This window comes from Polaribacter septentrionalilitoris (genome assembly GCF_009832745.1).
Classification (GTDB): Bacteria; Bacteroidota; Bacteroidia; order Flavobacteriales; family Flavobacteriaceae; genus Polaribacter; species Polaribacter septentrionalilitoris.
In genome coordinates this window covers 18735-41365 of sequence record NZ_VRMJ01000016.1, presented here as the reverse complement: position 1 = coordinate 41365, position 22631 = coordinate 18735, and the positions used below count along the sequence as shown (strand labels likewise).

At 29.9% G+C, this 22631-nt stretch carries 24 protein-coding genes; 10 read left to right on the top strand and 14 right to left on the bottom strand.

The window, feature by feature from the left end; all coding sequences use genetic code 11:
- The 5 genes from FP421_RS04340 to FP421_RS04320 all read left to right on the top strand — a co-directional run.
- A partial coding sequence (locus tag FP421_RS04340) for a hypothetical protein (RefSeq protein WP_159947992.1) occupies nucleotides 1-688 on the top strand: 688 nt, incomplete at its 5' end.
- A 95-nt stretch (nucleotides 689-783) separates the two neighbouring features.
- Nucleotides 784-2262, top strand: coding sequence for a cysteine--tRNA ligase (gene cysS, locus FP421_RS04335; RefSeq protein ID WP_159947990.1), 1479 nt, complete (start codon nucleotides 784-786; stop codon nucleotides 2260-2262).
- Between the two features lies 1 nt (nucleotide 2263).
- On the top strand, nucleotides 2264-2497 hold the full coding sequence (yidD, locus tag FP421_RS04330) for a membrane protein insertion efficiency factor YidD (RefSeq protein WP_159947988.1): 234 nt from the start codon (nucleotides 2264-2266) through the stop codon (nucleotides 2495-2497).
- 90 nt (nucleotides 2498-2587) lie between these two features.
- Nucleotides 2588-3421, top strand: coding sequence for a prolipoprotein diacylglyceryl transferase (lgt, locus tag FP421_RS04325; protein WP_159947986.1), 834 nt, complete (start codon nucleotides 2588-2590; stop codon nucleotides 3419-3421).
- Nucleotides 3422-3427: 6 nt separating this feature from the next.
- On the top strand, nucleotides 3428-3733 hold the full coding sequence (locus FP421_RS04320) for a DUF6787 family protein (RefSeq protein ID WP_159947984.1): 306 nt from the start codon (nucleotides 3428-3430) through the stop codon (nucleotides 3731-3733).
- 2 nt (nucleotides 3734-3735) lie between these two features.
- Here FP421_RS04320 and FP421_RS04315 read toward each other — a convergent pair whose 3' ends face one another.
- A complete protein-coding gene (locus FP421_RS04315; protein WP_159947982.1) occupies nucleotides 3736-4005 on the bottom strand; it encodes a hypothetical protein in 270 nt (89 codons plus the stop codon).
- 94 nt (nucleotides 4006-4099) lie between these two features.
- Between FP421_RS04315 and FP421_RS04310 the strand changes: the two genes are divergently transcribed.
- Both FP421_RS04310 and FP421_RS04305 read left to right on the top strand, forming a co-directional pair.
- Nucleotides 4100-4741 carry an NUDIX hydrolase gene (locus tag FP421_RS04310; protein ID WP_159947980.1) on the top strand — a complete coding sequence of 214 codons (642 nt, stop codon included), beginning with the start codon at nucleotides 4100-4102 and terminating at the stop codon, nucleotides 4739-4741.
- A gap of 41 nt (nucleotides 4742-4782) precedes the next feature.
- Nucleotides 4783-5598 (top strand): lysophospholipid acyltransferase family protein, encoded by an 816-nt coding sequence (locus tag FP421_RS04305; protein WP_159947978.1) that lies wholly within the window; start codon nucleotides 4783-4785, stop codon nucleotides 5596-5598.
- Nucleotides 5599-5636: 38 nt separating this feature from the next.
- Here the strand turns inward: FP421_RS04305 and FP421_RS04300 are convergent, their stop codons facing one another.
- The 7 genes from FP421_RS04300 to FP421_RS04270 all read right to left on the bottom strand — a co-directional run bounded on the left by FP421_RS04300 (nucleotide 5637) and on the right by FP421_RS04270 (nucleotide 13167).
- Complete coding sequence (locus FP421_RS04300) at nucleotides 5637-7838, bottom strand: M1 family metallopeptidase (RefSeq protein ID WP_159947976.1); 2202 nt, start codon at nucleotides 7836-7838, stop codon at nucleotides 5637-5639.
- A 138-nt stretch (nucleotides 7839-7976) separates the two neighbouring features.
- A complete protein-coding gene (locus tag FP421_RS04295; RefSeq protein ID WP_159947974.1) occupies nucleotides 7977-10106 on the bottom strand; it encodes a M1 family metallopeptidase in 2130 nt (709 codons plus the stop codon).
- Between the two features lie 61 nt (nucleotides 10107-10167).
- Nucleotides 10168-10665: a DUF6702 family protein gene (locus tag FP421_RS04290; protein WP_159947972.1), complete on the bottom strand. Its 498-nt coding sequence runs from the start codon at nucleotides 10663-10665 to the stop codon at nucleotides 10168-10170.
- Between the two features lie 29 nt (nucleotides 10666-10694).
- The gene (locus tag FP421_RS04285) at nucleotides 10695-11498 is read right to left on the bottom strand and encodes a hypothetical protein (RefSeq protein ID WP_159947970.1); all 804 of its coding nucleotides are present in this window, start codon (nucleotides 11496-11498) and stop codon (nucleotides 10695-10697) included.
- Between the two features lie 9 nt (nucleotides 11499-11507).
- Nucleotides 11508-11921, bottom strand: coding sequence for a hypothetical protein (locus FP421_RS04280; protein WP_159947968.1), 414 nt, complete (start codon nucleotides 11919-11921; stop codon nucleotides 11508-11510).
- A gap of 33 nt (nucleotides 11922-11954) precedes the next feature.
- Nucleotides 11955-12281 carry a peptidase associated/transthyretin-like domain-containing protein gene (locus FP421_RS04275; protein ID WP_159947966.1) on the bottom strand — a complete coding sequence of 109 codons (327 nt, stop codon included), beginning with the start codon at nucleotides 12279-12281 and terminating at the stop codon, nucleotides 11955-11957.
- Nucleotides 12282-12357: 76 nt separating this feature from the next.
- The gene (locus FP421_RS04270; protein WP_159947964.1) at nucleotides 12358-13167 is read right to left on the bottom strand and encodes a hypothetical protein; all 810 of its coding nucleotides are present in this window, start codon (nucleotides 13165-13167) and stop codon (nucleotides 12358-12360) included.
- A gap of 206 nt (nucleotides 13168-13373) precedes the next feature.
- On the opposite strand from FP421_RS04270, the gene pepE reads away from it, so the two are divergent.
- Nucleotides 13374-14075, top strand: coding sequence for a dipeptidase PepE (gene pepE, locus FP421_RS04265; protein WP_159947962.1), 702 nt, complete (start codon nucleotides 13374-13376; stop codon nucleotides 14073-14075).
- 59 nt (nucleotides 14076-14134) lie between these two features.
- On the opposite strand, the gene ribB is transcribed toward pepE, so the two are convergent.
- Genes ribB through tpx form a run of 6 tightly spaced genes read right to left on the bottom strand, consistent with a single transcriptional unit; the run spans nucleotide 14135 to nucleotide 20864 of the window.
- On the bottom strand, nucleotides 14135-15280 hold the full coding sequence (gene ribB / locus FP421_RS04260) for a 3,4-dihydroxy-2-butanone-4-phosphate synthase (RefSeq protein WP_159947960.1): 1146 nt from the start codon (nucleotides 15278-15280) through the stop codon (nucleotides 14135-14137).
- On the bottom strand, nucleotides 15280-16731 hold the full coding sequence (locus FP421_RS04255) for an LptF/LptG family permease (RefSeq protein WP_159947958.1): 1452 nt from the start codon (nucleotides 16729-16731) through the stop codon (nucleotides 15280-15282). Before FP421_RS04255 ends, ribB begins: the two co-directional genes overlap by 1 nt.
- 60 nt (nucleotides 16732-16791) lie before the next feature.
- Nucleotides 16792-17448, bottom strand: a complete 657-nt coding sequence (locus FP421_RS04250; protein WP_159947956.1) for a LolA family protein — start codon at nucleotides 17446-17448, stop codon at nucleotides 16792-16794.
- Nucleotides 17449-17485: 37 nt separating this feature from the next.
- On the bottom strand, nucleotides 17486-19939 hold the full coding sequence (locus FP421_RS04245) for a DNA translocase FtsK (RefSeq protein WP_159947954.1): 2454 nt from the start codon (nucleotides 19937-19939) through the stop codon (nucleotides 17486-17488).
- A 42-nt stretch (nucleotides 19940-19981) separates the two neighbouring features.
- A complete protein-coding gene (locus FP421_RS04240) occupies nucleotides 19982-20362 on the bottom strand; it encodes a diacylglycerol kinase (protein ID WP_159947952.1) in 381 nt (126 codons plus the stop codon).
- A gap of 4 nt (nucleotides 20363-20366) precedes the next feature.
- A complete protein-coding gene (gene tpx / locus FP421_RS04235; RefSeq protein ID WP_159947950.1) occupies nucleotides 20367-20864 on the bottom strand; it encodes a thiol peroxidase in 498 nt (165 codons plus the stop codon).
- Between the two features lie 122 nt (nucleotides 20865-20986).
- Between tpx and FP421_RS04230 the strand changes: the two genes are divergently transcribed.
- Together FP421_RS04230 and FP421_RS04225 are read left to right on the top strand one after the other, a co-directional pair.
- Nucleotides 20987-22372, top strand: coding sequence for an MATE family efflux transporter (locus FP421_RS04230; protein ID WP_201288791.1), 1386 nt, complete (start codon nucleotides 20987-20989; stop codon nucleotides 22370-22372).
- The gene (locus FP421_RS04225; RefSeq protein ID WP_159947948.1) at nucleotides 22359-22583 is read left to right on the top strand and encodes a hypothetical protein; all 225 of its coding nucleotides are present in this window, start codon (nucleotides 22359-22361) and stop codon (nucleotides 22581-22583) included. The genes FP421_RS04230 and FP421_RS04225 overlap by 14 nt, the downstream gene beginning before the upstream one ends.
- The last annotated feature ends 48 nt before the right edge of the window (nucleotides 22584-22631 follow it).

The window sequence follows — 22631 nt, the reverse complement described above, 5'->3', positions numbered from 1 at the left end:
AGCTAAAGTAGAACTGGCAAAAATTGATAAAACAAAAATTAAAGCACAATTAGCAAAAGCTAAAGCAAAAATAAAAGAAATGAAATTTAATTTTCATACAAAAGGGTCAGATAAATTAATTATTAATGGTAAAGAAATTAAAATTAAAAAAAGACTTGAAATTAAAGTGCCTAAAAAAGCAACTTTCGATTTAAATACACGTCACTGTAAAGTAAAATTACCCAATACAGTTGCTTCCGGAAACGTTAAATACGGTTCTTTTAATGCAAATGATTTGGCTGGCGGAAGATTAACTGTAGATTATTCTCCAGTTACAATCAACAGTTTAAATGCTTGTACACTATTTCTAAACAATGTAACTGATGCAAAAATTGCATCAGTTACAAATACATCCTTAACAAACAATTCTTCTGGAGTTAAAATTGTAAGAATTAATCAGAATGTAAATCTTACAGATAAGTTTGGTGAGTTGTTAATTGAAAGCTTTCACCCAAATTTTGGTGAATTTGTAATCAATTTAAGTCAATCTAATGCTACATTATTGATGGGAAATACCAAAACAAATTTTAAATACAAGGTAAACAAGATTAAACTCGATAATAAGAATGTGGTTCGCATTACTAAAAATGCTCCAAAAAATAATTTGATAAAAGTAAATGGCGAATATAGTAGCCTAGTTATTAAATAATGTTGCTTTTATTATTACCAAACTTCTAACACTTTCCATTTCGCTATTCGCTGCAAAGTGCCTATATTTATCGCCTGTAAATAGTCACTTTTTTAATGGAACTCTACAAAGAAAATCAACTTAAAGTATACAATTCTCTTAGCAAAACGAAAGAGGATTTTAACCCCATAACAGACGGATATGTAGGTATGTACGTATGCGGTCCAACTGTATATAGCAATGCACATTTGGGTAATGTAAGAACGTTTATGTTCTTTGATGTAGTGTACAGATATTTATTACATTTGGGTTATAAAGTACGTTATGTACGTAATATAACAGATGCTGGTCATTTAGAAAATGATGCAGAACAAGGAGAAGACAAAATTGCCAAAAAAGCTCGTTTAGAACAAATAGAACCTATGGAAGTGGTTCAAATGTACACTGTAGATTTTCATAACGTCTTAAAAAACTACAATTTTTTACCTCCAAGTATAGAACCCACTGCAACTGGTCATATTGTTGAGCAGATAGAAATGATTAAAGAAATCATAGAAAGAGGGTTTGCATACGAAGTAAATGGTTCTGTCTATTTCGATGTTCATGAATACAATAAAAAAGAAAATTACGGAATTCTTTCAGGAAGAAAAGTAGAAGATTTAATACATAATACAAGAACTTTAGACGGACAATCAGATAAGAAAAATCCACAAGATTTTGCACTTTGGAAAAAAGCAGACGATAGACATATTATGCGTTGGCCATCTCCTTGGAGTGATGGTTTTCCTGGTTGGCACTTAGAGTGTTCTGTGATGAGTACCAAGTATTTGGGCGAACAGTTTGATATTCACGGTGGTGGAATGGATTTAAAATTTCCACATCATGAGTGTGAAATTGCTCAATCACAAACTTGTTCTGGTGTAAAGCCTGTAAATTATTGGATGCATACCAATATGCTGTCTTTAAACGGTCAGCGAATGGCAAAATCTACAGGTAATTATATTTTACCAAATCAGATTTTAACAGGAGAAAATACAGTACTACCAAAACCATTTTCAGCGTCAGTAGTTCGTTTTTTTAACATGCAAGCCAATTACAGAAGTATTTTAGATTTTTCTGGTGATGCCTTAGAAGCTTCAGAAAAAGGGCATTCTAAATTGATGGAAGCTGTCAACTTTTTATCGAAGTTAGAGGTAGGAAAAACGTCAACCTTTGATGTACAACAATGGAAAGCAGATTGTTATGCTGCCATGAATGATGATTTTAACACTCCAATTTTAATATCTCATTTATTTGAAGCGGTTAAAGTGATCAACCAAATTAGAGAGCACAAAGCAAGTTTAACTGCCGAGGATTTAGAGGAGCTTAAAACAACAATAAACGTATTTGTTTTTGATGTTTTAGGATTGATGAATGAAGCAACTCAAGACAATTCTGAAAAAATTAGTGGAGTTGTGGAGTTGTTAATTAAACTAAGAAAAGAGGCAAGAGAAAATAAAGATTGGGCATTGTCAGATCAAATTAGAGATGAATTGGTTGCATTAGGAATTCAACTAAAAGATGGCAAAGAAGGAACAACTTTTTCAATCAATTAAATTGAAAAAAATCTTGTCATATCCATTTATTTTGTTGGTTCGTTTTTATCAAACAGCAATTTCGCCTTTTACACCAGCAACTTGTAGATATAGTCCAACTTGTTCGCATTATACTATTGAGGCATTACAAAAACATGGTTTATTTTCTGGGGGATGGTTGGCATTAAAAAGAATTTTTAGTTGTCATCCCTGGGGAGGAAGTGGTTATGATCCTGTTCCAGAAAAAAAGAAATAATTAACGTCATTACCAAGAAGAATCATGAAGTAATCTTCTTATAATAAAAATTGCTTCATTACATTCGCAATGACAAGAAATACATAAAATATGAGCTTTTTAGCAATCACTTGGGATCCTTCATTAGGAATAGATCTAGGATTTTTTACCATTCGTTGGTATAGTTTAATGTTTGTAGCTGCCTTTTTATTAGGCTTACGATTGATGAAAAAAATCTATATTGAAGATAAAATTCCACTTGAGAAGTTAGACACAATTTTTATGTATGTTTTTGTTTCTATGCTAATTGGTATGCGTTTAGGAGATGTTTTCTTTTATAGTTGGGATTATTATCAAAACCATTTATTAGAAATTATTTTACCATTTAAACAAGTTAATGGTTCTTGGAAGTTTACTGGATTTACTGGTTTCGCAAGTCATGGGGCTGCAATAGCAATTCCTATTGCAATGTATTTTTATGCTAAGAAACACTTACACAAACCATGGTTATTTATTTTAGATCGATTAGGGATTATGGTTGCATTAGCAGGTTTCTTTATCCGTTTTGGAAACTTTTTCAATTCAGAGATTTACGGAAAAGAAACTGGTTCTAACTTTGGAGTAATTTTTAAAGCAGCAGGAGAAACTGTTCCAAGACATCCAACACAATTATACGAAGCATTTAGTTATTTAGCGTTGTTTTTTGCAATGTGGTATTTATATTGGAAAACGGATAAAAAGAATCAAACAGGTTTCTTATTTGGTTTGTTTATGGTGGTACTTTGGTCGTTACGATTTGTAATTGAATTTCTAAAAGAGCCTCAAGTGCAACAACGTGGTGAAGAATGGTTTTTTAGTCCGTTAAATACAGGGCAAGTTTTAAGTATTCCATTAGTTTTAATAGGAATTTGGTTAATGTTTAGAACATCAAAAAAAGAAGCATAAAAATTAATGGAAAAACTAAAAAAACGTTGGGGAATAGAAAGTAATTGGGCAATCTTTTTTATTTTTTGCGCATTTGCTGTCAATGGTTCTTTTGCAGCTTGGGTTGCAAAGCCAATTACTAATTTTTTAGGCTTAAACCCAGAAACAATTTCTGGTTGGATTTATTGGCCCTTAAGAATTTTACTTATTTTTCCAATATACCAATTAACGTTACCTATTGTAGGTTGGGTATTTGGTCAGTTTAAATTCTTTTGGGGGTTTGAAAAGAAGTTTTTATCGAGATTGGGTTTAGGTTTCTTGTTTAAAAAATAAGGTTAATTTCCTACAATTTCTTGAACTCTTTCTTTGTTAATAATGTAGGTGTAAATCCACATAATTGTAAAGGTTGGTACAATATCAGAAAATGGAATAATTTCTTCGATTAAACTTACAATACCTGCAATTTTCCCTTCTTTTCCTTTGTACATTTTAGTCATAATATAACCAGAAAAAGGTGCCCAAATCACATCAAAAAAAGGAATCGGAACCAGGCCAATGGCATCTAAAACCAAACTTAAAGCTAATTTTTTATATTTTTTACTCATCTTTTTTTTATTAGTTGGATTAAATCAAAATTCTTACCAAATAATGGGTATTTTAAAAGTGGATTCATAAGTTTGTTAAAAATAAATTTTTCTCGTGAATTTTAATGATTTTACACAAAAAATTAAGCAATTAGAAAAAACTAAATTAGGTGGGTTAGATGTGCAATTTAAAATGGCACCCAAATTACGCTTAAGATATGATGCTGATAAAATTAGAGCAAATAATCCCAGAAAAGCAGCAGTTTTGGTGCTTTTTTATCCGAACAATAAAAACGAAACAACTTTTTTATTAACTCAAAGAGCAAGTTATAAAGGAACACATTCTGCACAAATTAGTTTTCCAGGAGGTAAAATAGAAAAAAAAGATAAAAATTTAAAAGAAACTGCACTAAGAGAAGCTTTTGAGGAAGTAGCAATTCACCCCAAATCTGTTCAAGTTTTTAAAGAACTGACAGACGTTTATATTCCACCTAGTAATTTTTTAGCAACACCATTTTTAGGATTTGTTAATGAAGAACCTCAGTTTTTATCCAATCATGAAGTAGAAACATTAATAAAAGTCAGATTGTCTGATTTATTAAACGATGCATCATTAACAACGGTTACCATGAACACTTCTTATATGAAAAATGCAAAAGTGCCTTGTTTTAAATTAAATGATTATATTGTATGGGGTGCAACAGCTATGATGCTTTCTGAAATTAAAGAATTAATTCAGTCTAACTTTTCTAAATAGTTTTGTAATTTAGCCCTCAAACCAAGTAAAACAATAACTAAATGCCCTTATTTAAAAGGAATCCATTTGGACACTATTTAATTCTTAAAAAGTGGCTCATAAGAATACTAGGAATTATATCTCATAGTAGATATAGAAGTTTTAATAGCTTACAAATAGAAGGTTCTGAAATCTTAAGAAACTTACCAGATAAAAAAGTATTGTTTATCTCTAATCATCAGACCTATTTTGCAGATGTTGCAGCAATGTTACATGTGTTTAATGCTTCATTAAAAGGGAGAGATGATAACATTAAAAATGTAGGTTACATTTGGAATCCAAAATTAAATGTTTACTATGTTGCTGCTGGAGAAACAATGCGTTCTGGTTTATTGCCCAAAATATTTGCCTATACAGGCTCTGTTTCTATTGATAGAACATGGAGAGCAGCAGGTAAAAATGTAAACAGACAAGTTAAAAACTCAGATATTTCTAATATTGGTAAAGCTATTGATGATGGTTGGGTAATAACTTTTCCGCAAGGAACAACAACACCGTTTAAACCTATTAGAAGAGGTACAGCTCACTTAATAAAAACCTATAAGCCTATAGTAGTTCCTATTGTAATAGATGGTTTCAGACGTTCTTTTGATAAAAAAGGTTTAAATATTAAAAGAAAAAATGTTTTACAATCTATGGTGATTAAAGAGCCTTTGGATATTGATTATGAAAACGAAGATATTGCAGCTATTGTTACTAAAATAGAATACGCTATAGAACAACATCCTTCTTTTTTAAAAGTACTTTCTCCTAAAGAAGCAGAAGAATATATAAAAGAAGAAGAAAAACTCAATAAAAAACGTGAGTTTTGGAGTTAAAAAACAAAACCTCGAATTTCTTCGAGGTTTTTATATTTTTATCCTTTTGTCTTATTTTTAAAGTCTTCAAACTTATTGGTTTGTTTTTTAGGCCAACTATTATTAGATAAATCTACATCAGCAGTTTCTAAGTTAGGATCTACAACAATACTTTTAATTTCTTTTGTTGAAGAAAAAACTCTTTTAACACTTTTATCATTCTTCATCCAAATTTGTGCAGGAAAGGTTTGTTTTTCTGTAGTTCCATCTGCATAAGTCAATTCAACAATTAAAGGCATTACTAGACCTCCTGGTTTTTCAAATTCTACTGCATAGATATAGCTAGGAATTTCAGTGCCAGCATCAACATATTTATCCATAGCTTTAGGATTTGCTTCTTCTTTTTTATCAGTGATGTAAACTAAATCTCCTAAATTATCAAAATATTGTTTGTATTGTTTTTTAAGTTTTGAAACTCTTTCACTTGGCTTGTCTGTTAAGTACAATGGTTTAACACTTTTAATACCAATATCTGTTACATCAGTTGTGTAAAACCAACCTCTCCAAAACCAATCTAAATCCATTGCAGAAGCATCTTCCATAGATCTAAAGAAATCTGAAGGAGTAGGGTGTTTAAACATCCATCTTTTTGAATACGTTCTAAAAGCATGGTCAAATAATTCAGGTCCCATAATAGTATGACGTAACATATATAAACCAGCTGCAGGTTTTGTATAAGCATTTGGTCCAAATTGTTTTACATAATCTCCTTGAGACATTATTGGAGATAAATTACTCTGATCTCCTCCCATGTAACGTACAATTTTTTTAGGCAAACCTCTTAAAGGATGTTTAGGGTCATAATCTTCTTCTGCTAACATTTCAACAAAAGAATTTAAACCTTCATCCATCCATGTCCATTGTCTTTCATCAGAATTTACAATCATAGGAAAAAAGTTGTGACCTACTTCATGAGTAATTACACCAATCATTCCATATTTTACTCTATCAGAATAAGTTCCGTCTTCGTTAGGTCTACCATAGTTAAAACAAATCATCGGGTATTCCATTCCTTGTCTTTTAGCATGAACAGAAACGGCTTTTGGATAAGGATAATCGAATGTAATTTTAGAATACTCTTCTAAAGTATTGGCAACCACTCTTGTTGAATGTTTTTCCCATAAAGGATTTCCTTCTTTAGGATATAAAGAAGTAGCCATAACAGTTTTTCCGTTAATATTTACAGCCATAGCATCCCAAATGTATTTTCTAGAAGTAGCAAAAGCAAAATCTCTAACCATATCTGCTTTAAAATGCCAAGTTTTTGTTTTTGTAGTACTACCTTTTTCGTTCTTTTCAGCTTCTTCTTGAGTAACAATTAACACAGGATCTTTAAAAGAATTTCTCGCTTTTTCATAACGCTTGCGTTGTTCTTTAGTTAGTACGTTTCGTTCATTTTGTAACTCGCCAGAAGCTTCCATAATATGATCTGCAGGAACAGTTATTTTTACATCATAGTCACCAAATTCTAAAGCCCATTCTGAACGTCCCCAGAATTGCATATTTTGCCACCCTTCTACATTATCATATACTGCTAATCTTGGAAAAAACTGAGCAATGGTATAGTTTTTGTTTCCATCAGGAAAATCTTCAAAACCAGATCTACCACCATCTTTTACAGAATTGTTGATTTTGTAGTTCCATTTAATTCTAAATTTAAATTTAGCCCCAGGTTTTAATGGACTTGGTAAATCTACACGCATCATTGTTCTGTTAATAAAATATTTTAAGGGTCTTCCATTTGTTTTAACCTCCTCAATATTAAAACCAAAACCTTTACCTTCTTTTAAATATGTACTTTTAAAGTTTTTTGGAGTTAAGTAAGCAGAAACATTTTTAGAAGGTTTTGTTAAAGGTGTCTTAGAGTCATCAGCTCTCATATTCTGATCTAATTGTACCCATAAATAATCTAAAACATCTTTAGAATTATTATGGTACGTGATTTCTTCATCACCATATATTTTGTTTGTACTTTCTTCCAAACGAATATCCATTATATAATCCACTTTTTGTTGCGTGTATTGGTGACCAGGAGCTCCAGAAGCTGTTCTTTGATCGTTTGGTGTAGCCAAAACATCTTTCATTTGTCGAAATTTGTTATGGTCTGTGTGTCCTTTTTGCGTTTCTTTCTTCTGTTTTTCTTGCGAAAAAGAAACAAATGTCAAACTAATTGACATTGCTATAAGAATAATTTTTCTCATGAATTGAATTGAATTTATTTTGGTATAAAATTAAAGATATTTAAGAAAATTCTGTTAAAAGTTTGATAGTTTTAACAAACCTTTACAAAAAAAGCAGTAATTTTTTAAATTACTGCTTTTTTTGATTATTGGTGTTTATTATCCTTTAACTTTCTGTTTGAATTTTTCGAACTTATTTTTAGTTTGTTTTGGCCAACTATTATTAGAAGTATCTACATCAGCAGTTTCTTGATTAGGGTCTATTGTAATTTTAGAAACCTCTTTAGATGAAGAAAAAACTTTAGTAACTTCTTTATCATTATACCTCCATATTTGAGCTGGATATACTTTTCGCTCACTTGTACCATCTGTATAATCAAAGTTTACAATAATTGGCATTACTAATCCGCCTGGTTTGTTGTAGGTGATTTCATAGTGATACTTAGACTCTTTTGTTTTGTCTTTTCCAAAAGATAAACCTGGAGTGGTATCTTCTATAAAATTAACTCTATCTCCATTTTCTTTGGTATAAAACTTCTTTACATCTTTAATACCTATGTCTGTTACATCTGTAGTGTAAAACCATCCTCTCCAAAACCAATCTAAGTCAACCCCAGAAGCATCTTCCATAGTTCTAAAGAAATCTGCAGGAGTAGGGTGTTTAAACATCCATCTTTGAGAGTATGTTTTAAAAGCATGGTCAAATAATTCTTTACCCATAATGGTTTCTCTTAAAATCCAAAGCGCGGTTGCAGGTTTACCATATGCGTTGTTACCAAAACTATAAACATTATCACCTTTAGACATGATAGGAGCAATTCTAGATTGATCACCAGCCATATATCTTACAATATTTTTAGGATATCCTCTTGTAATTGGAAAGTTAGGGTCGTAGTCTAATTCTGCTAACATTTCCATGTATGAGTTTAATCCTTCATCCATCCAAGTCCATTGTCTTTCATCAGAATTTACAATCATAGGGAAAAAGTTATGTCCAACTTCGTGAATTGTAACTTTTATCATCCTATATTTTGTTCTATCTGAATAGGTACCATCAGGATTTGGTCTTCCAGGATTAAAGCAAATTTGTGGGTATTCCATACCCATTTGTCCATCAACAGAGATTGCTTTATGGTAAGGATAATCAAAAGTGTATTTAGAATACGTTTTTAAGGTTTGGGCTACTGCTCTTGTAGAATGATCGCCATATAATGGATTTGCCTCTTTAGAATATAGAGAATATGCCATTACATTTTTACCATTAATATCTACAGCCATGGCATCCCAAATAAACTTTCTAGAGGTAGCAAAAGCATAATCTCTAACATTAGTTGCTTTGAATTTCCAGGTTTTAGTTTTCTTAGATTTTGTTTTTTCTAATTTAATAGCTTCTTTTTGAGTTCTAATAACAACTGGATTATCGTACGTTTTTCTTGCTTTTTTTAATCGTCTTAATTCAGTTTTAGATAAAACTTCTTTTTCATTTTGTAAAACTCCTGTTGCACCCAACATGTGGTCTGCTGGTACTGTAATGTTCACGTCAAAGTCTCCGAATTCTAAAGCAAATTCACTTCTTCCCCAAAATTGGTCGTTTTGCCATCCTTCTACATTATCATACACACACATTCTTGGATAGAATTGAGCAATTACATAATTGTTGTTTCCATTCTCTGCAAAATGCTCAAAACCAGAACGACCTCCTTGAGTTCTGTGATTATTAATGTTATACCACCATTTTACATTAAATGAAAAAGTTTCTCCAGATGCTAAAGGTTGTGGTAAATTAATACGCATCATGGTTTGATTGATTGTATGAGACAACTCACTACCATTTGTATTGGTTACACTTGTAATGTTAAATCCACCATCAAATTTTTCTTTAGGATAACTTCTTTCAAATCTACTTTTAGACAAACTTTTTCTAATTTTTCCTGAACTAATGTCTGGAGTTTTAGAATCTTTAGCTCTCATATTTTGGTCTAACTGAACCCACAAATACGCTAATTCGTCTTTAGAGTTATTATGATAGATTATTGTTTCACTACCAGAAATTCTTTGTTTGTCATCATCTAAAATAATATTCATTTTGTAATCTACCTTTTGTTGTGTGTAGTTTACACCAGGTGCACCAGATGCTGTACGTTGACTATTAGGTGTAGCTAACTCTTGTTTAAGTTGTCTAAACTTATTTTGGTTAGTGTGACCTTGTTTGGTTATATTTTTATCCTGAGCAAACCCGCTTGCAATGATAAAAAATATAGAAAAAAGGAATAAAGAGAATTTTTTCATTTGTACTTAATTTGAATTTGTAAGCAAATTAAGGATAAGTGAGTAAAAAAGTTAAAATTAGTTAAAATTTTAACAAACCTTTATCAGTTTTAGCTGTTAACAAAATACTTTTATGTTTTTTTCCAGCTTTTAGCTTAATAAGATTCTGTTGGTCTGGAAAATGATGCATTAAAATTGTATTCTTAATTTCAAGGGTTTCAATATTTTCTATATTTTGAATTTCTAAATAGAAAAAAACTAAATCTCCATCATATTCTTTGCCAATGTAAGTAAAGGTTTTAGGGATGTTATTAATTTTTAAATGAAGTTTTTGATTTAAATATTTTTTAAAATAAACATCATTATTTTGCAATTCTTTTTTTGTAGTAAGTTGTAGATCAATATTGTAATCTTTATTCAGTGCTGTTTCAATATCATCCATAAAAACATTGATTATTATTTGTACAGATTTAGATTCACTTTTAAAGTTAATATCAGTGAGACTCAAATAATATTTATGTGATACAAAGGACAATAGCGGTAATACAAAAAGAAAAAGCCAAAGTTTAGATACTTTCATAGTGGATTATGCTCAATTACTGCGCCAAATTACTCTTTTTTAATGATTTTAAGATAATCGATACTTTCTTGTCTAAATATTTTTATGATTTCTAGTAAGTTTTTTTCTTTATGAAGTTTTTCAATCCCTAAAGGATTACAGTAATCTAAAAAATGAAAGTATTTTTCTATAGGTATTTTTAGTTCTTCAAAAAAGAATTTCTCTCCTAATTCTGACATGATTTTATAAGGGAATGCTTTTTTTCTAGCCAATTCTTTTCTTAATGCCCATAATTTTTCTGAGTATCTAAAAGGCATAATTGCTGTTGCACCAGCACCTGCAAATGCAGCAGTTGGATCTGTGTTATTAATTGGTGGTCTAACTCTTTTATCTATATAATCATCAGCTTCTACTACTTTCATGTTTACTTTAGAAAAATCCATAGTTCTTCTTAAAAGGGAGTCTTTTTTGTTGTTACGAACATCATTAATATCTATACCTAACCTACCAAATAGGTTGTGTCTTTTTAAATCAAATTCATCTAAAACGTAAGTGGTTGCTCCAAGTTTGACGTTGATCGTTTTGTCTGCGATTATTTTTTCATCAATAACAATTTTTTTTGTGATGTGTTGAATCGATGAAATTTGCAAAGAATCTCCTATCGAAACAAAAATTCGAAAGGTACCATCATCAGAAGAAAAAGTACCTTGTCTGTTTTTTAAATTGATAATATGTGCATTTTTCACAGTACTTAAAGAGTCTGTTATTTTACCAGAAATGATAATGTTTTTTTTCTGAGAAAAAATAGTTATTGAAGTAAACAAGAAGAAAAATAGGAATAATTTTAATTTCATTTAGTAATATTATTTCTTAGTTAATAAGCTATCCTCTTTTACTATTTTGTGAGGGTAAAGTTTACTTTCATTAATTAAAAGTTGAGTTAAATTGATCATATTATCTCTTTTAAAAATACGGATTATATTTTTATCTATACAATCATTTAAAAATAAATTGATGTATTCTTTTTTTATTTTTAAATCTGTAATAAAGAAATCATCAGTAAATAGTTTTCTGATTTTTTTTAGTTCATCATCTTCATCTGCTAATTTTTTTAATAATTTTTCTCTTCTATTATTTCCATTTAAAGAGTTTATTAAATTATCTAAATTAACAATGCCACCAGACCTTAATTTTACAATAGATTTGTCTTTTTTTGCTTTAGTATTGGCATAAGGTAATTTTAAGGTTTTTGCATTAATAGTAATGGGAGGAACCATTTGCGGATCTAAATAAAAAATACTTTTAGGTTTCTATAAAACAAATTCCTCTAAAGCATAAGTTTGTTCTTTAAGTGTGATGATTGAGTTCTTGTTTTTAAGATGTTTTTGAGTTATAATAATTAATTTCTCTTGAAGATTTATGTGAGAAAAATAAATACTGTCTCCTAAGGTAACAGGAATTTTAAACCAACCTTTATCATTAGAAATTGTGCCTTTATTGTTGTTTTTATTAAGAATATGGACATCATTTTGAGGAATCTTATTAATAATTATTTTACCAGAAAAAGAAATTGATTTTTCCTGACCAAACGATAATGTAGCGTAAAAAAAGCAGCAAAAAAGTATTTGATATCTCATGTCAACAAAGAAAGTAAGGAAGCTTCTTAAAAATGTATTAACAGATTTGTAAACTTGTGTTAAACAAATTTTAGTGTCAATCTCTATTTTTTATTTTTTTTAAGTAAGAAATACTCTTGTCTTCTAATATTTGTATTACTTCTAACAGCCTTCCTTTTAGATATAATTTTTCTATTTCTAAAAGATTACAGTACTCTAAAAAATCTTGGTATTTTTCTTTGGGTATTTTAAGTTTTTCAAAAAAGTAAGCTTCTCCCAATTCAGCTTTAATTTTTTTAGGGAAATTACTATTAAATATATTTATTTCTTTGTTTTTCTTGGGTTTCTTTTTTTTCTTAAGTTTTATTCGAGATAATAAAGCCATAAAATTAAACCCTTCAAATTTGGTGTTAGGATCTACTTTTACTTCTGGAGGTGTTGCTCTTATGTTCTCATCAATAGTAACATCAATATGATTAAAATTAATATTAGAAAAATCCATAGTTATTTTTAACAAAGAATCTTTTTTATTTTTGGGTACAGATTTAGAATCTATACTTAATCTACCACTAAGATTGTGTCTTTTTAAATTAAAAGAATCTAAAGTGTAAGTCTTAAATTTTAATTGAATTAGAATAATTTTATTCTTATAATTCAAATCATTAATTCTAAAAAAATTTGTTTGATGTTGAATGCTTGAAATTTGTAAGGAATCTCCCATAGATGCATAAATTTCAAATGTTCCAATATCAGAAGACGAGGTTCCCTGTTTACTGTTTATATTAACAATATTAGCATTTTTTATAACACCTGTAGAATCTATTAGCTTTCCTTTTATGATTTTTTTTTGTTCTTGTGAAAATACAGAAAGTGAAAGTAGCAGAAGAAGTAAAATAAATTTTTTCATTCTAACAGAGTTTGTACATTATTAAAATTTAAAGAACTTCTTTTTTGATGTAATAAAAAAAAACATAAAAACTAGTTTGGTTGACGGTTTATCATTACAAAGAAAGATAGATGTTGTCCTAAAACTTTACCAAAAGAATTATAAATTGTTGTTAAAGATTAAATACTAATTTTAATAGTTAAAACTAATTATTCTATTTTTGAACTATGAAAAAAATGATAATTGCCAGTACATCAACGGTTCATGGAAGTGAATATTTATCTTATTTGTTGCCTGTTTTAAAAGAGCACTTTAAAAAAGTTAAAACACTTTTATTTATTCCTTATGCAAGACCTGGAGGTATTACTTACGATGCTTATACAGCTATTGCAAAAAAGGGTTTTTCTGATATTGGAATAGCTGTAAAAGGTATTCATGAATTTGATAATCCTACAGAAGCATTAAAAAATGCAGAAGGTATTTTTACAGGAGGAGGAAATACGTTTGAATTGGTAAATCAATTGTATAAGAATAATGTATTACCAATTTTAAAAGAAGTAATTGAAAGCGGAACTCCTTATTTAGGTACAAGTGCAGGAAGTAATATTTGTGGAGTTACAATGATGAATACGAATGATATGCCAATTGTTTATCCACCAAGTTTTACAACCATGGGATGTATTCCTTTTAACATTAATGCACATTATTTAGACCCTGTTAAAGGTTCTACTCATATGGGAGAAACTAGAGAAACTAGAATAAAAGAATACCATGTCTTTAATGAAATTGCTGTTTTAGGTTTGCGTGAAGGCAGTTGGTTAGAGGTTTTTGGAGATACTGTTAAGTTAAAAGGTAATTTAACTGCACGTCTATTTCAAAAGGATAAAAAACCTACTGAATTGGAAAGTGGAGTAGAGGTGATTCTTTAAATTTTAAAAGCGTAAGTGTGACTTTAACAAAATTAAAATCACACTTTTCGATTTAAGATTTAATATTGAACGTAATCTACAATTTCAAGACCATAACCAATCATACCAACACGTTTGGTTTGTTTAGAATTTGTGATGAGTTTTAATTTACTAATATTTAGGTCGTGTAAAATTTGTGCTCCAATACCAAAATCTTTGTTATCCATTTTAATTTCTGGAGCTTTAATTATTCCATTTTCTTGATTTTCTCTTAGCTTAGATAATCTACTTAATAAGTTTTGAGAAGGACTTTGTTGATTTACAAAAATGATAGCTCCTTTACCTTCTTTGTTAATGACTTTAAACATTTGATCTAATTTTGTATCTGCATCATTAGTTAGTGTTCCTAAAATATCATTATTTACAGATGTAGAATTTACTCTGGTTAAAATTGCTTCGTCTTTAGTCCAAGATCCTTTGGTTAATGAAATATGGATTTGATTATTTGTGGTTTGTTGATATGCTCTTAATCTAAAATCTCCAAATCGTGTTTTAATATCAAAATCTTCTTTGATTTCAATTAAAGAATCATGTTCCATTCTATAAGCTACCAAATCTTCAATCGAAACAATTTTAATATCAAATTTCTTAGCAACTTCTAATAATTGAGGTAAACGTGCCATTGTTCCGTCTTCATTCATAATTTCTACAATAACACCAGCAGGTTCTAAACCAGCTAAACGTGCAAAATCTATGGCAGCTTCTGTATGACCTGTTCTTCGTAAAACACCACCTTCTTTGGCTTTTAAAGGAAAAATATGTCCAGGTCTAGCCAAGTCAAAAGGTTTAGTTCCTTTTTCTATTAAAGATTTTATGGTTAATGCTCTGTCTGATGCTGAAATTCCTGTGGTAACTCCTTTTCCTCTTAAATCTACAGAAACAGTAAATGCAGTTTCCATAGGGTCTGTATTATTATTGACCATCATTCCTAGTTCCAGTTCTTTACATCTAGTTTCAGTAAGTGGTGCGCAAATAAGTCCTCTACCATGAGTGGCCATAAAGTTGATCATTTCTGGAGTCACTTTTTCTGCAGCGGCAAGAAAATCACCTTCATTTTCTCTATTTTCATCATCCACAACAATAATAACTTTACCATTTCTGATATCTTCTATAGCTGTTTCTATAGCATCTAATTGTGTCTTTTTTGTTTTTGGTTCTACTGTCATTATTGTTGAATGTCTTTTTTTGAAAATATTTTTTTAAAGAAATTTGTAATTGGAAGAATTACTGCATCTGTATTAAAAATGCCTTTGTCTTTTGTAGCTCTTCGGGTTAATAAAATTCCTAAAGGTACCATGACAATTGCAGCAACCCAAGATCCTAAAAATGCTGAAACAGAACTTTCTTCTGCCAAGTTTTTACCAAATGTATTTCCAAAGAAATAGATAACATATATGGCTATGGCTAAAATCATGGGTAAACCAAAACCTCCTTTTCTAATAATAGAACCTAATGGTGCACCTATAAAAAATAATATTAAACAAGATAATGAAAATGAAATTCTATTGTAATACTCTGTGTCAAAAAAATTAAGAGTTTTGCGTTTATATTTAATTGACTTTATATTATTTTTTACAGAATTTAAAGCTCTATTGGCTTTAGTAACTGCAGAGTTTAAAATACTAATTTTATTTGTTAAATCGAAGTTTTCTAAAATATCTGGATTCGTATCTTTAGTTTTTAAAGAATCAGGATAAAAGTGTAGGTCTTTGGCACTTGTAGTATTGTACAAGTTTTTAGACTTAATTTTAAGCAATTCATCGTAGTTGTTTTTTAAGTCTGGTATTGTGTCTCCTAATTGTTTAAGACTTAGCATCATATGATTTTTGGTGTGACGTGTTTCATCTAATCCATCATCACCAGATACACTTGAAATATCTATGTTAAACTCATATTCATCAAAATAAGCATTTGATGCAGCCATTTTTTTTCTTTGTAATTGTGTTTTTGCAGATTTAGAATGTTCTTCATAATAATAGCCATCATAAAGCACAAAAGTCATATAACGACTTCCTTCTTCAGTAACAATTTTACCTCTTTCTGCTGTGATTACTTTTAAATTTCCTTTTTTACCAGAAACATCATAGATCAATACTTTCTTTAATAAATTTTTTTCTTCTCCATATTTTTCCTCGAACTTTATTTGATACCCAGGTAAATCACTATTAAAACTACCTGGAACTAAGGCTAGTGCAGGTTTTTTCTTTTTTATGTTTAAATAGAGGTTTTTTTGCTTTAGGGTTGCATAAGGATAAACGTTGTTGAGAAATAAAAAGTTAACTCCACTAAGAAAAATAGTTAATATTACCATAGGTCTTACCAATCGTGGTAGCGATACCCCTGCAGATTTTGCTGCGGCAAACTCATAATTTTCACCTAAATTACCTAATGCCATTATCGATGACAATAAGACCCCAATAGGCAAGGCTTGTGGAATAACTAAGAGTACTGTATAGTATAAAAATTTTAGAATGAAAGGCAAACTAATGCCTTTGCCTGCAATGTTTTCAAACGCTTGCCAAACCAATTGCATCACCAAAACAAACAACACAATTAAAAATGTTGCTACAAAAGGTCTTAAGAATGTTTTTAAGATGTATTTATCTAAAATTTTCATCTTGGCAAAAGTAGTTTCTTCCTAACAAAGATGCTACTAATTTTCTGTTAATTGAAAGATTTAATCAATGAGGTAATTTTGGTCTTTGTATTTTTTCTCATTAAACTTAAAAAAGTTGTCTGATAAACTTTGATTACTCTTAAAATTAGTAATTGTGAGTTTTGTTTTGGCACTGTTTGCACCAGTTTGTATTAACTGATAAATGTGTTTTGTTTTGGCATCTATACCCAATTCTACTTTTATAATTTCAGAATCACTATCTATTGGGTTTAGTGTAATAAATTGAATTTTTTTACCATTAATTGTCTGTAATTTTCCCATTTCAAAATTGTATCCTTCTTTGTAAAAAGTCAATAATTTAGAGGGATATATAAAACCACCATCTTCACTTAAATCATCTTCATTAATACTAATTTCCTTGTCATCATGATTGATGATATATAATTTTTTACCATCGTAAATAAAAGTATTTCCAAGGTAATCAAGGTTGTATTTTTCTCCCTGAAGTGTTATTTTACCTCTAATTGGAGGTTCGTCATTTTCATTAATACCTGCTTCTGGATTGCTTAGTGAAGTACTAAATTGAATAACCATGTTTTTATATGTACCCATTTTAGTAGATACTTCATCTAAAAGAGATTTTGCTTTTGCAGCGTTTTGTGAAAAAGCAATTGTAGAGATAAATACACTTAAAAATAAAATTCCAATTTTCTTCATAATTCTAATCTTTGTTCTCCTAGTTTTAGAAGAGAAACTATATGTTTTTTTCGTTTTCTAATAACTGTTCTAAAGCTATTAAATCTGATACAAGTACTTGTCTTGCTTTACTACCTTCAAATCCACCAACAATTCCTGCTGCTTCTAATTGATCTATTAATCTACCAGCTCTATTGTATCCTAACTTTAATTTTCTTTGCAATAGAGAAGCAGATCCTTGTTGTGCAGTAACAATAATTTCTGCAGCATCTTTAAAGAGTTTGTCTCTATCAGCAATATCAATATCAATACTTGTGCCACTTTCGTCATCAATATATTCAGGTAATTGATAAGCTTCTGCATAGGCTTTTTGCGAGCCAATAAAATCAGTTATTTTTTCAACTTCTGGTGTATCTACAAAGGCACATTGAATCCTTGTAATATCATTTCCTCCAGAATATAATAAATCTCCACGACCAATTAATTGATCTGCTCCAGGAGCATCTAAAATGGTTCTTGAATCTATTTTAGAAGTTACTCTAAACGCAATTCTAGACGGAAAGTTTGCTTTAATAATCCCAGTAATTACGTTTACAGAAGGTCTTTGTGTTGCTACTATTAGGTGAATTCCAATAGCTCTTGCTAACTGCGCTAAACGTGCAATTGGAGTTTCTACCTCTTTACCGGCAGTCATAATTAAATCAGCAAACTCATCAATAACCAAAACAATATATGGCAAAAATTGATGACCATCATTCGGATTCAATTTACGCTTTTTAAACTTAGCATTGTATTCTTTAATGTTTCTAACCATTGCAGCTTTTAACAAATCGTAACGGTTGTCCATTTCGATACATAAAGAGTTTAATGTGGTTACCACTTTTGATGTATCTGTGATAATTGCTTCTTCTTCTCCTGGTAGTTTTGCCAAATAATGACGCTCTATTTTATTAAAAAGAGTCAATTCTACTTTCTTAGGATCTACTAAAATAAACTTTACCTCAGCAGGATGTTTTTTGTAAAGTAATGATGTTAATACTGCATTCAATCCAACAGATTTTCCTTGGCCAGTAGCACCTGCCATTAGCAAGTGAGGCATTTTTGCTAAATCTACCACAAAAGTTTCGTTAGAAATAGTTTTACCTAAAGCAATAGGTAACTCCATTCTAGATTCTTGAAATTTCTTAGAAGAAATGGCAGAATGCATTGAAACTATGGTCGATTTTTTATTAGGTACTTCAATACCAATAGTTCCTTTTCCAGGAATAGGAGCGATGATTCGGATTCCTAAAGCAGATAAAGAAAGTGCAATATCATCTTCTAAATTTTTAATTTTAGAAATTCTAATTCCAGCATCAGGAACAATTTCATAGAGTGTAATTGTTGGCCCTACAGTTGCTTTAATTTCAGAAATACCAATTTTGTAGTTGTTAAGTGTTTCTACAATTCTATTTTTATTCGCCTCTAATTCTTCTGGATCAATAGAAATACTTTCGTTGTATTGCTTTAATAAATTAAAGGTTGGAAACTTAAAGTTTGATAATTCTAAAGTAGGATCAAACTCACCAAAGTCTTTTACTATTTTATCGGATAAGTTTTCTGTAGAGTGTTCTTCTTCAGCCACCTGTTCAACATCAATTTCTACTGATTTTTCTTCTTCTGTAACCTCATTTTTTGAAGTAGGTTCAAGGTTTTCTTCTACTTTAAGTTTAATTTCTTCTTTTTTATCAGAAACTTCAGAATGTTTAGAAATGGTAGGTTTTAGATTTTCTAACGAAAGTTCAAATTCAGATTTTTCTTTTTTATCAGAAGATATTTTTACAGTTTCTGATACTTTTTTGGTATCTTCTTGACTTTCTTTTTCAGCAACTTCATTTTCAGCATCAATAATTTCTTGCGCTCTTCTTTTTTCTCTTTTTAATTTTAGGTTATCTAAATAGTTATCAAATGTAACCTTGTATCTAGTAACTAAATACACAAGAAATAAAAAGACTAAAACAATAAACAAGCCAGTTTTACCGATAAAAGTCTGTAAATAATTATTGATTTCAAAACCAATAATACCAGAGAGTAGAGCATATTTTTTATGTAAAAAGCCTAATGAAACAGAAAACCATAAAGTGGCTAATAAACACCAATTCCATGAGATTATAATTTTGGCAAACTTCTTTTTTAAGAGAATATAAGCACCCGTTAAAAAGACTTGAAAAGCAATTAAAAAAGCACCTAAACCAAAACTTTTATATATAAAAAAATGACTTAAGTTAGCACCAATTTTACCTAATAGGTTTTTGCTTTTAACGGTTTTGTCTGTTAATTTGGTAAGTGTACTTTGATCATCTTGCCAATTAAAAAAGAACGAAATAAACGCAATACATAAAAAAGCAGCAAATAAAATTAAGAAAGTTCCTAAAATAGTTTGAGTCTGTCTTGATTTTAAAAAAGCAATAATATCCGGTTTTTTATCCGAAGAAATAATTGCTTTTTTTGTGCTTTGTTTCCTTTTAGCCATTAATTTTTTTGGTAGATTTTAGCAGTAAATATACATATTTACTTAGAAAAGTAATAGTATTTTAGGAATGTAAATAAAACTCGCAATAATCAAGGAGATTAAAGTAGCAAAGGTTGGTATGCCAGCACCTATATCTTTAATGAGCCCAATTTTTTTATGATATTCTGGGTGTATAAAATCGGCAACAGCTTCAATTGCTGTGTTGGCAGCTTCTGCAGTTAAAACCAATCCAATAGCCAAGAATTGAAACATCCATTCTGAATTGGAAATATCAAAAACAAATCCTAAAATAGTAGCAATACAAGCAACAAATAATTGCACTTTAATACTGTCTTCTGTAGTAACTAATATCCAAAGACCTTTAAATGCATATTTTACACTACGCATTCTTCCTCTTAGAAAGCTATCATTAGGATTCTTCATAAAATTACAACGAATTTAAAGCAGCTTCATAATTTGGTTCGTCTACAATTTCAGCAACTTGCTCAGTGTAAGTTACCTTACCATTTTCATCAACAATTACAATTGCTCTTGAGTGTAAATGAGCTAAAGGTCCGTTTTCGATTTCTAACTGATAAGATTTTCCAAAGTTACCATCAGCAAAATCAGATAACATTACTACATTCTCAATTCCTTCTGCACCACAAAAACGTTTTTGAGCAAAAGGTAAATCTTTAGAAATACACAAAACTACAGTGTTTTCTAAATCAGCTGCTTTTTTATTAAATTCTCTAACAGACATTGCACAAGTTCCAGTATCTATACTTGGAAAAATATTTAAAATCACTTTTTTTCCTGAAAAATCAGTTAAAGATTTGTGAGATAAATCTGTTGTAGTTAGTGTAAAATTAGGTGCTTTAGAACCTACTTCTGGTAAGTTTCCTATTGTGCTAATTGCATTTCCTTTTAGTGTGATGTTTGCCATTTTTAATAAATTTTTTGAGAAATTCAAAAATACATTATTTCAACGAAATGAAACTGTTTATCTTTTGTTAATGTTGTTTTTGATTTTATAAATATCTTCGCAGATTGTAAAACGATTTATCTTTGAACATTTCTCAATATACATCAGAATTTAAATACAATTGGCAACTGGCAGCCCCAGTAATGTTAGGAATGTTAGGACACACTTTTGTGAGTTTTATTGATAATATTATGGTTGGGCAAATTGGTACTGCTGAATTGGCTGCTGTTTCTTTAGGAAATAGTTTTATGTTTATTGCTATGTCTATTGGTATTGGCTTTTCTACTGCTATTACACCATTAATTGCTGAAGCAGATTCTTCAGACAATTTAAAGCAAGCAAGATCTTCTTACAAGCATGGTTTGTTTTTGTGTACGGTTTTAGGAATTGCATTGTTTTTAGGGGTTTATTTTTCTAAACCTTTAATGTATTTAATGCAACAACCCAAAGAAGTGGTTGCTTTAGCAATTCCGTATTTAGATTTGGTTGCTTTTTCATTGATTCCTTTGGTGATTTTTCAAGCCATCAAACAATTTAGTGACGGAATGTCAATGACCAAATACCCAATGTATGCTACCTTACTTGCCAATATTGTAAATGTAATTTTAAACTACATTTTAATTTTTGGGAAATTCGGTTTTCCTGAAATGGGGATTGTTGGAGCAGCCTACGGAACTTTAGCTTCTCGTATTATTATGGTGATTTATTTATGGACTTTATTACGATTTAAAGAACGTTCTGCGAGGATTGTAAAAAACATTAAACTTTTTGTATTGGATATTTTGATGATAAAAAGAATCATCAATTTAGGATCTTTAAGTGCAATGCAAATGTTTTTTGAAGTTGCCATTTTTACAGCTGCCATTTGGTTAAGTGGTTTGTTGGGTAAAAATCCACAAGCAGCAAATCAGATTGCATTAAACTTGTCTTCTATGACCTTTATGGTAGCCATGGGATTAAGTGTTGCTTCTATGATTAGAGTAGGGAACCAGAAAGGATTACGTAACTTTAAAGAGTTGCGAAGAATTGCTTTTTCTATCTTTTTGTTAGGCGTATTGTTTGCTGTTTTCTTTGCCAGTATTTTCTTTATTTTTCATAAAAGCTTGCCTAATATTTATGTAGATTTAAATGATACAGTGAATTATGCAGACAATATGGAAGTAATTTCAATAGCTTCAAAACTACTATTAGCAGCTGCATTTTTCCAAATTTCTGATAGTATTCAAGTTGTAGTTCTAGGAGCTTTACGAGGTTTACAAGACGTAAAAATACCCACTATATTAACCTTTGTCTCTTATTGGGTAGTAGGTTTTCCTGTGTCGTATTTCTTAGGAACTAAAGAAATGTATGGAAGTTTTGGTATTTGGCTTGGACTTTTAGCAGGATTAACTACAGCATCCATTTTATTATTTATTCGATTTAATTCATTAACTTTAAAACTCATTAAACAAAAAAATGAACTTACCTAAATTTTTATTAGCAGATAATAGCAATTATCCAGAAGATATTTTTGTATTGCATACAGAATTCCCACGTTTTATGATTAACTTAAAGGATGATGAAGTAGAATGGTTTGAAGATTTAGCAGGAGAAAAAGAAGATGATATTGCTAACGAATTAGAAGGTTTAATAGAACAAGCAAGTGCTTTTTATGATACTGAAATGGAAGGTTATGAATAGGTTTCGATAAAGGTTTTGTGTATGTTTCAGTTGCTTGGTTAAAGCACT

Excerpts from the sequence above, each read along its gene's own strand:
- cysS (WP_159947990.1), top strand. The coding sequence starts at position 784 with ATGGAACTCTACAAAGAAAATCAACTTAAAGTATACAATTCTCTTAGC.
- lgt (WP_159947986.1), top strand. The coding sequence starts at position 2,588 with ATGAGCTTTTTAGCAATCACTTGGGATCCTTCATTAGGAATAGATCTA.
- FP421_RS04320 (WP_159947984.1), top strand. The coding sequence starts at position 3,428 with ATGGAAAAACTAAAAAAACGTTGGGGAATAGAAAGTAATTGGGCAATC.
- FP421_RS04315 (WP_159947982.1), bottom strand. The coding sequence starts at position 4,005 with ATGAGTAAAAAATATAAAAAATTAGCTTTAAGTTTGGTTTTAGATGCC.
- FP421_RS04305 (WP_159947978.1), top strand. The coding sequence starts at position 4,783 with ATGCCCTTATTTAAAAGGAATCCATTTGGACACTATTTAATTCTTAAA.
- FP421_RS04300 (WP_159947976.1), bottom strand. The coding sequence starts at position 7,838 with ATGAGAAAAATTATTCTTATAGCAATGTCAATTAGTTTGACATTTGTT.
- FP421_RS04295 (WP_159947974.1), bottom strand. The coding sequence starts at position 10,106 with ATGAAAAAATTCTCTTTATTCCTTTTTTCTATATTTTTTATCATTGCA.
- FP421_RS04290 (WP_159947972.1), bottom strand. The coding sequence starts at position 10,665 with ATGAAAGTATCTAAACTTTGGCTTTTTCTTTTTGTATTACCGCTATTG.
- FP421_RS04285 (WP_159947970.1), bottom strand. The coding sequence starts at position 11,498 with ATGAAATTAAAATTATTCCTATTTTTCTTCTTGTTTACTTCAATAACT.
- FP421_RS04280 (WP_159947968.1), bottom strand. The coding sequence starts at position 11,921 with ATGGTTCCTCCCATTACTATTAATGCAAAAACCTTAAAATTACCTTAT.
- FP421_RS04275 (WP_159947966.1), bottom strand. The coding sequence starts at position 12,281 with ATGAGATATCAAATACTTTTTTGCTGCTTTTTTTACGCTACATTATCG.
- FP421_RS04270 (WP_159947964.1), bottom strand. The coding sequence starts at position 13,167 with ATGAAAAAATTTATTTTACTTCTTCTGCTACTTTCACTTTCTGTATTT.
- pepE (WP_159947962.1), top strand. The coding sequence starts at position 13,374 with ATGAAAAAAATGATAATTGCCAGTACATCAACGGTTCATGGAAGTGAA.
- ribB (WP_159947960.1), bottom strand. The coding sequence starts at position 15,280 with ATGACAGTAGAACCAAAAACAAAAAAGACACAATTAGATGCTATAGAA.
- FP421_RS04255 (WP_159947958.1), bottom strand. The coding sequence starts at position 16,731 with ATGAAAATTTTAGATAAATACATCTTAAAAACATTCTTAAGACCTTTT.
- FP421_RS04250 (WP_159947956.1), bottom strand. The coding sequence starts at position 17,448 with ATGAAGAAAATTGGAATTTTATTTTTAAGTGTATTTATCTCTACAATT.
- FP421_RS04245 (WP_159947954.1), bottom strand. The coding sequence starts at position 19,939 with ATGGCTAAAAGGAAACAAAGCACAAAAAAAGCAATTATTTCTTCGGAT.
- FP421_RS04240 (WP_159947952.1), bottom strand. The coding sequence starts at position 20,362 with ATGAAGAATCCTAATGATAGCTTTCTAAGAGGAAGAATGCGTAGTGTA.
- tpx (WP_159947950.1), bottom strand. The coding sequence starts at position 20,864 with ATGGCAAACATCACACTAAAAGGAAATGCAATTAGCACAATAGGAAAC.
- FP421_RS04225 (WP_159947948.1), top strand. The coding sequence starts at position 22,359 with ATGAACTTACCTAAATTTTTATTAGCAGATAATAGCAATTATCCAGAA.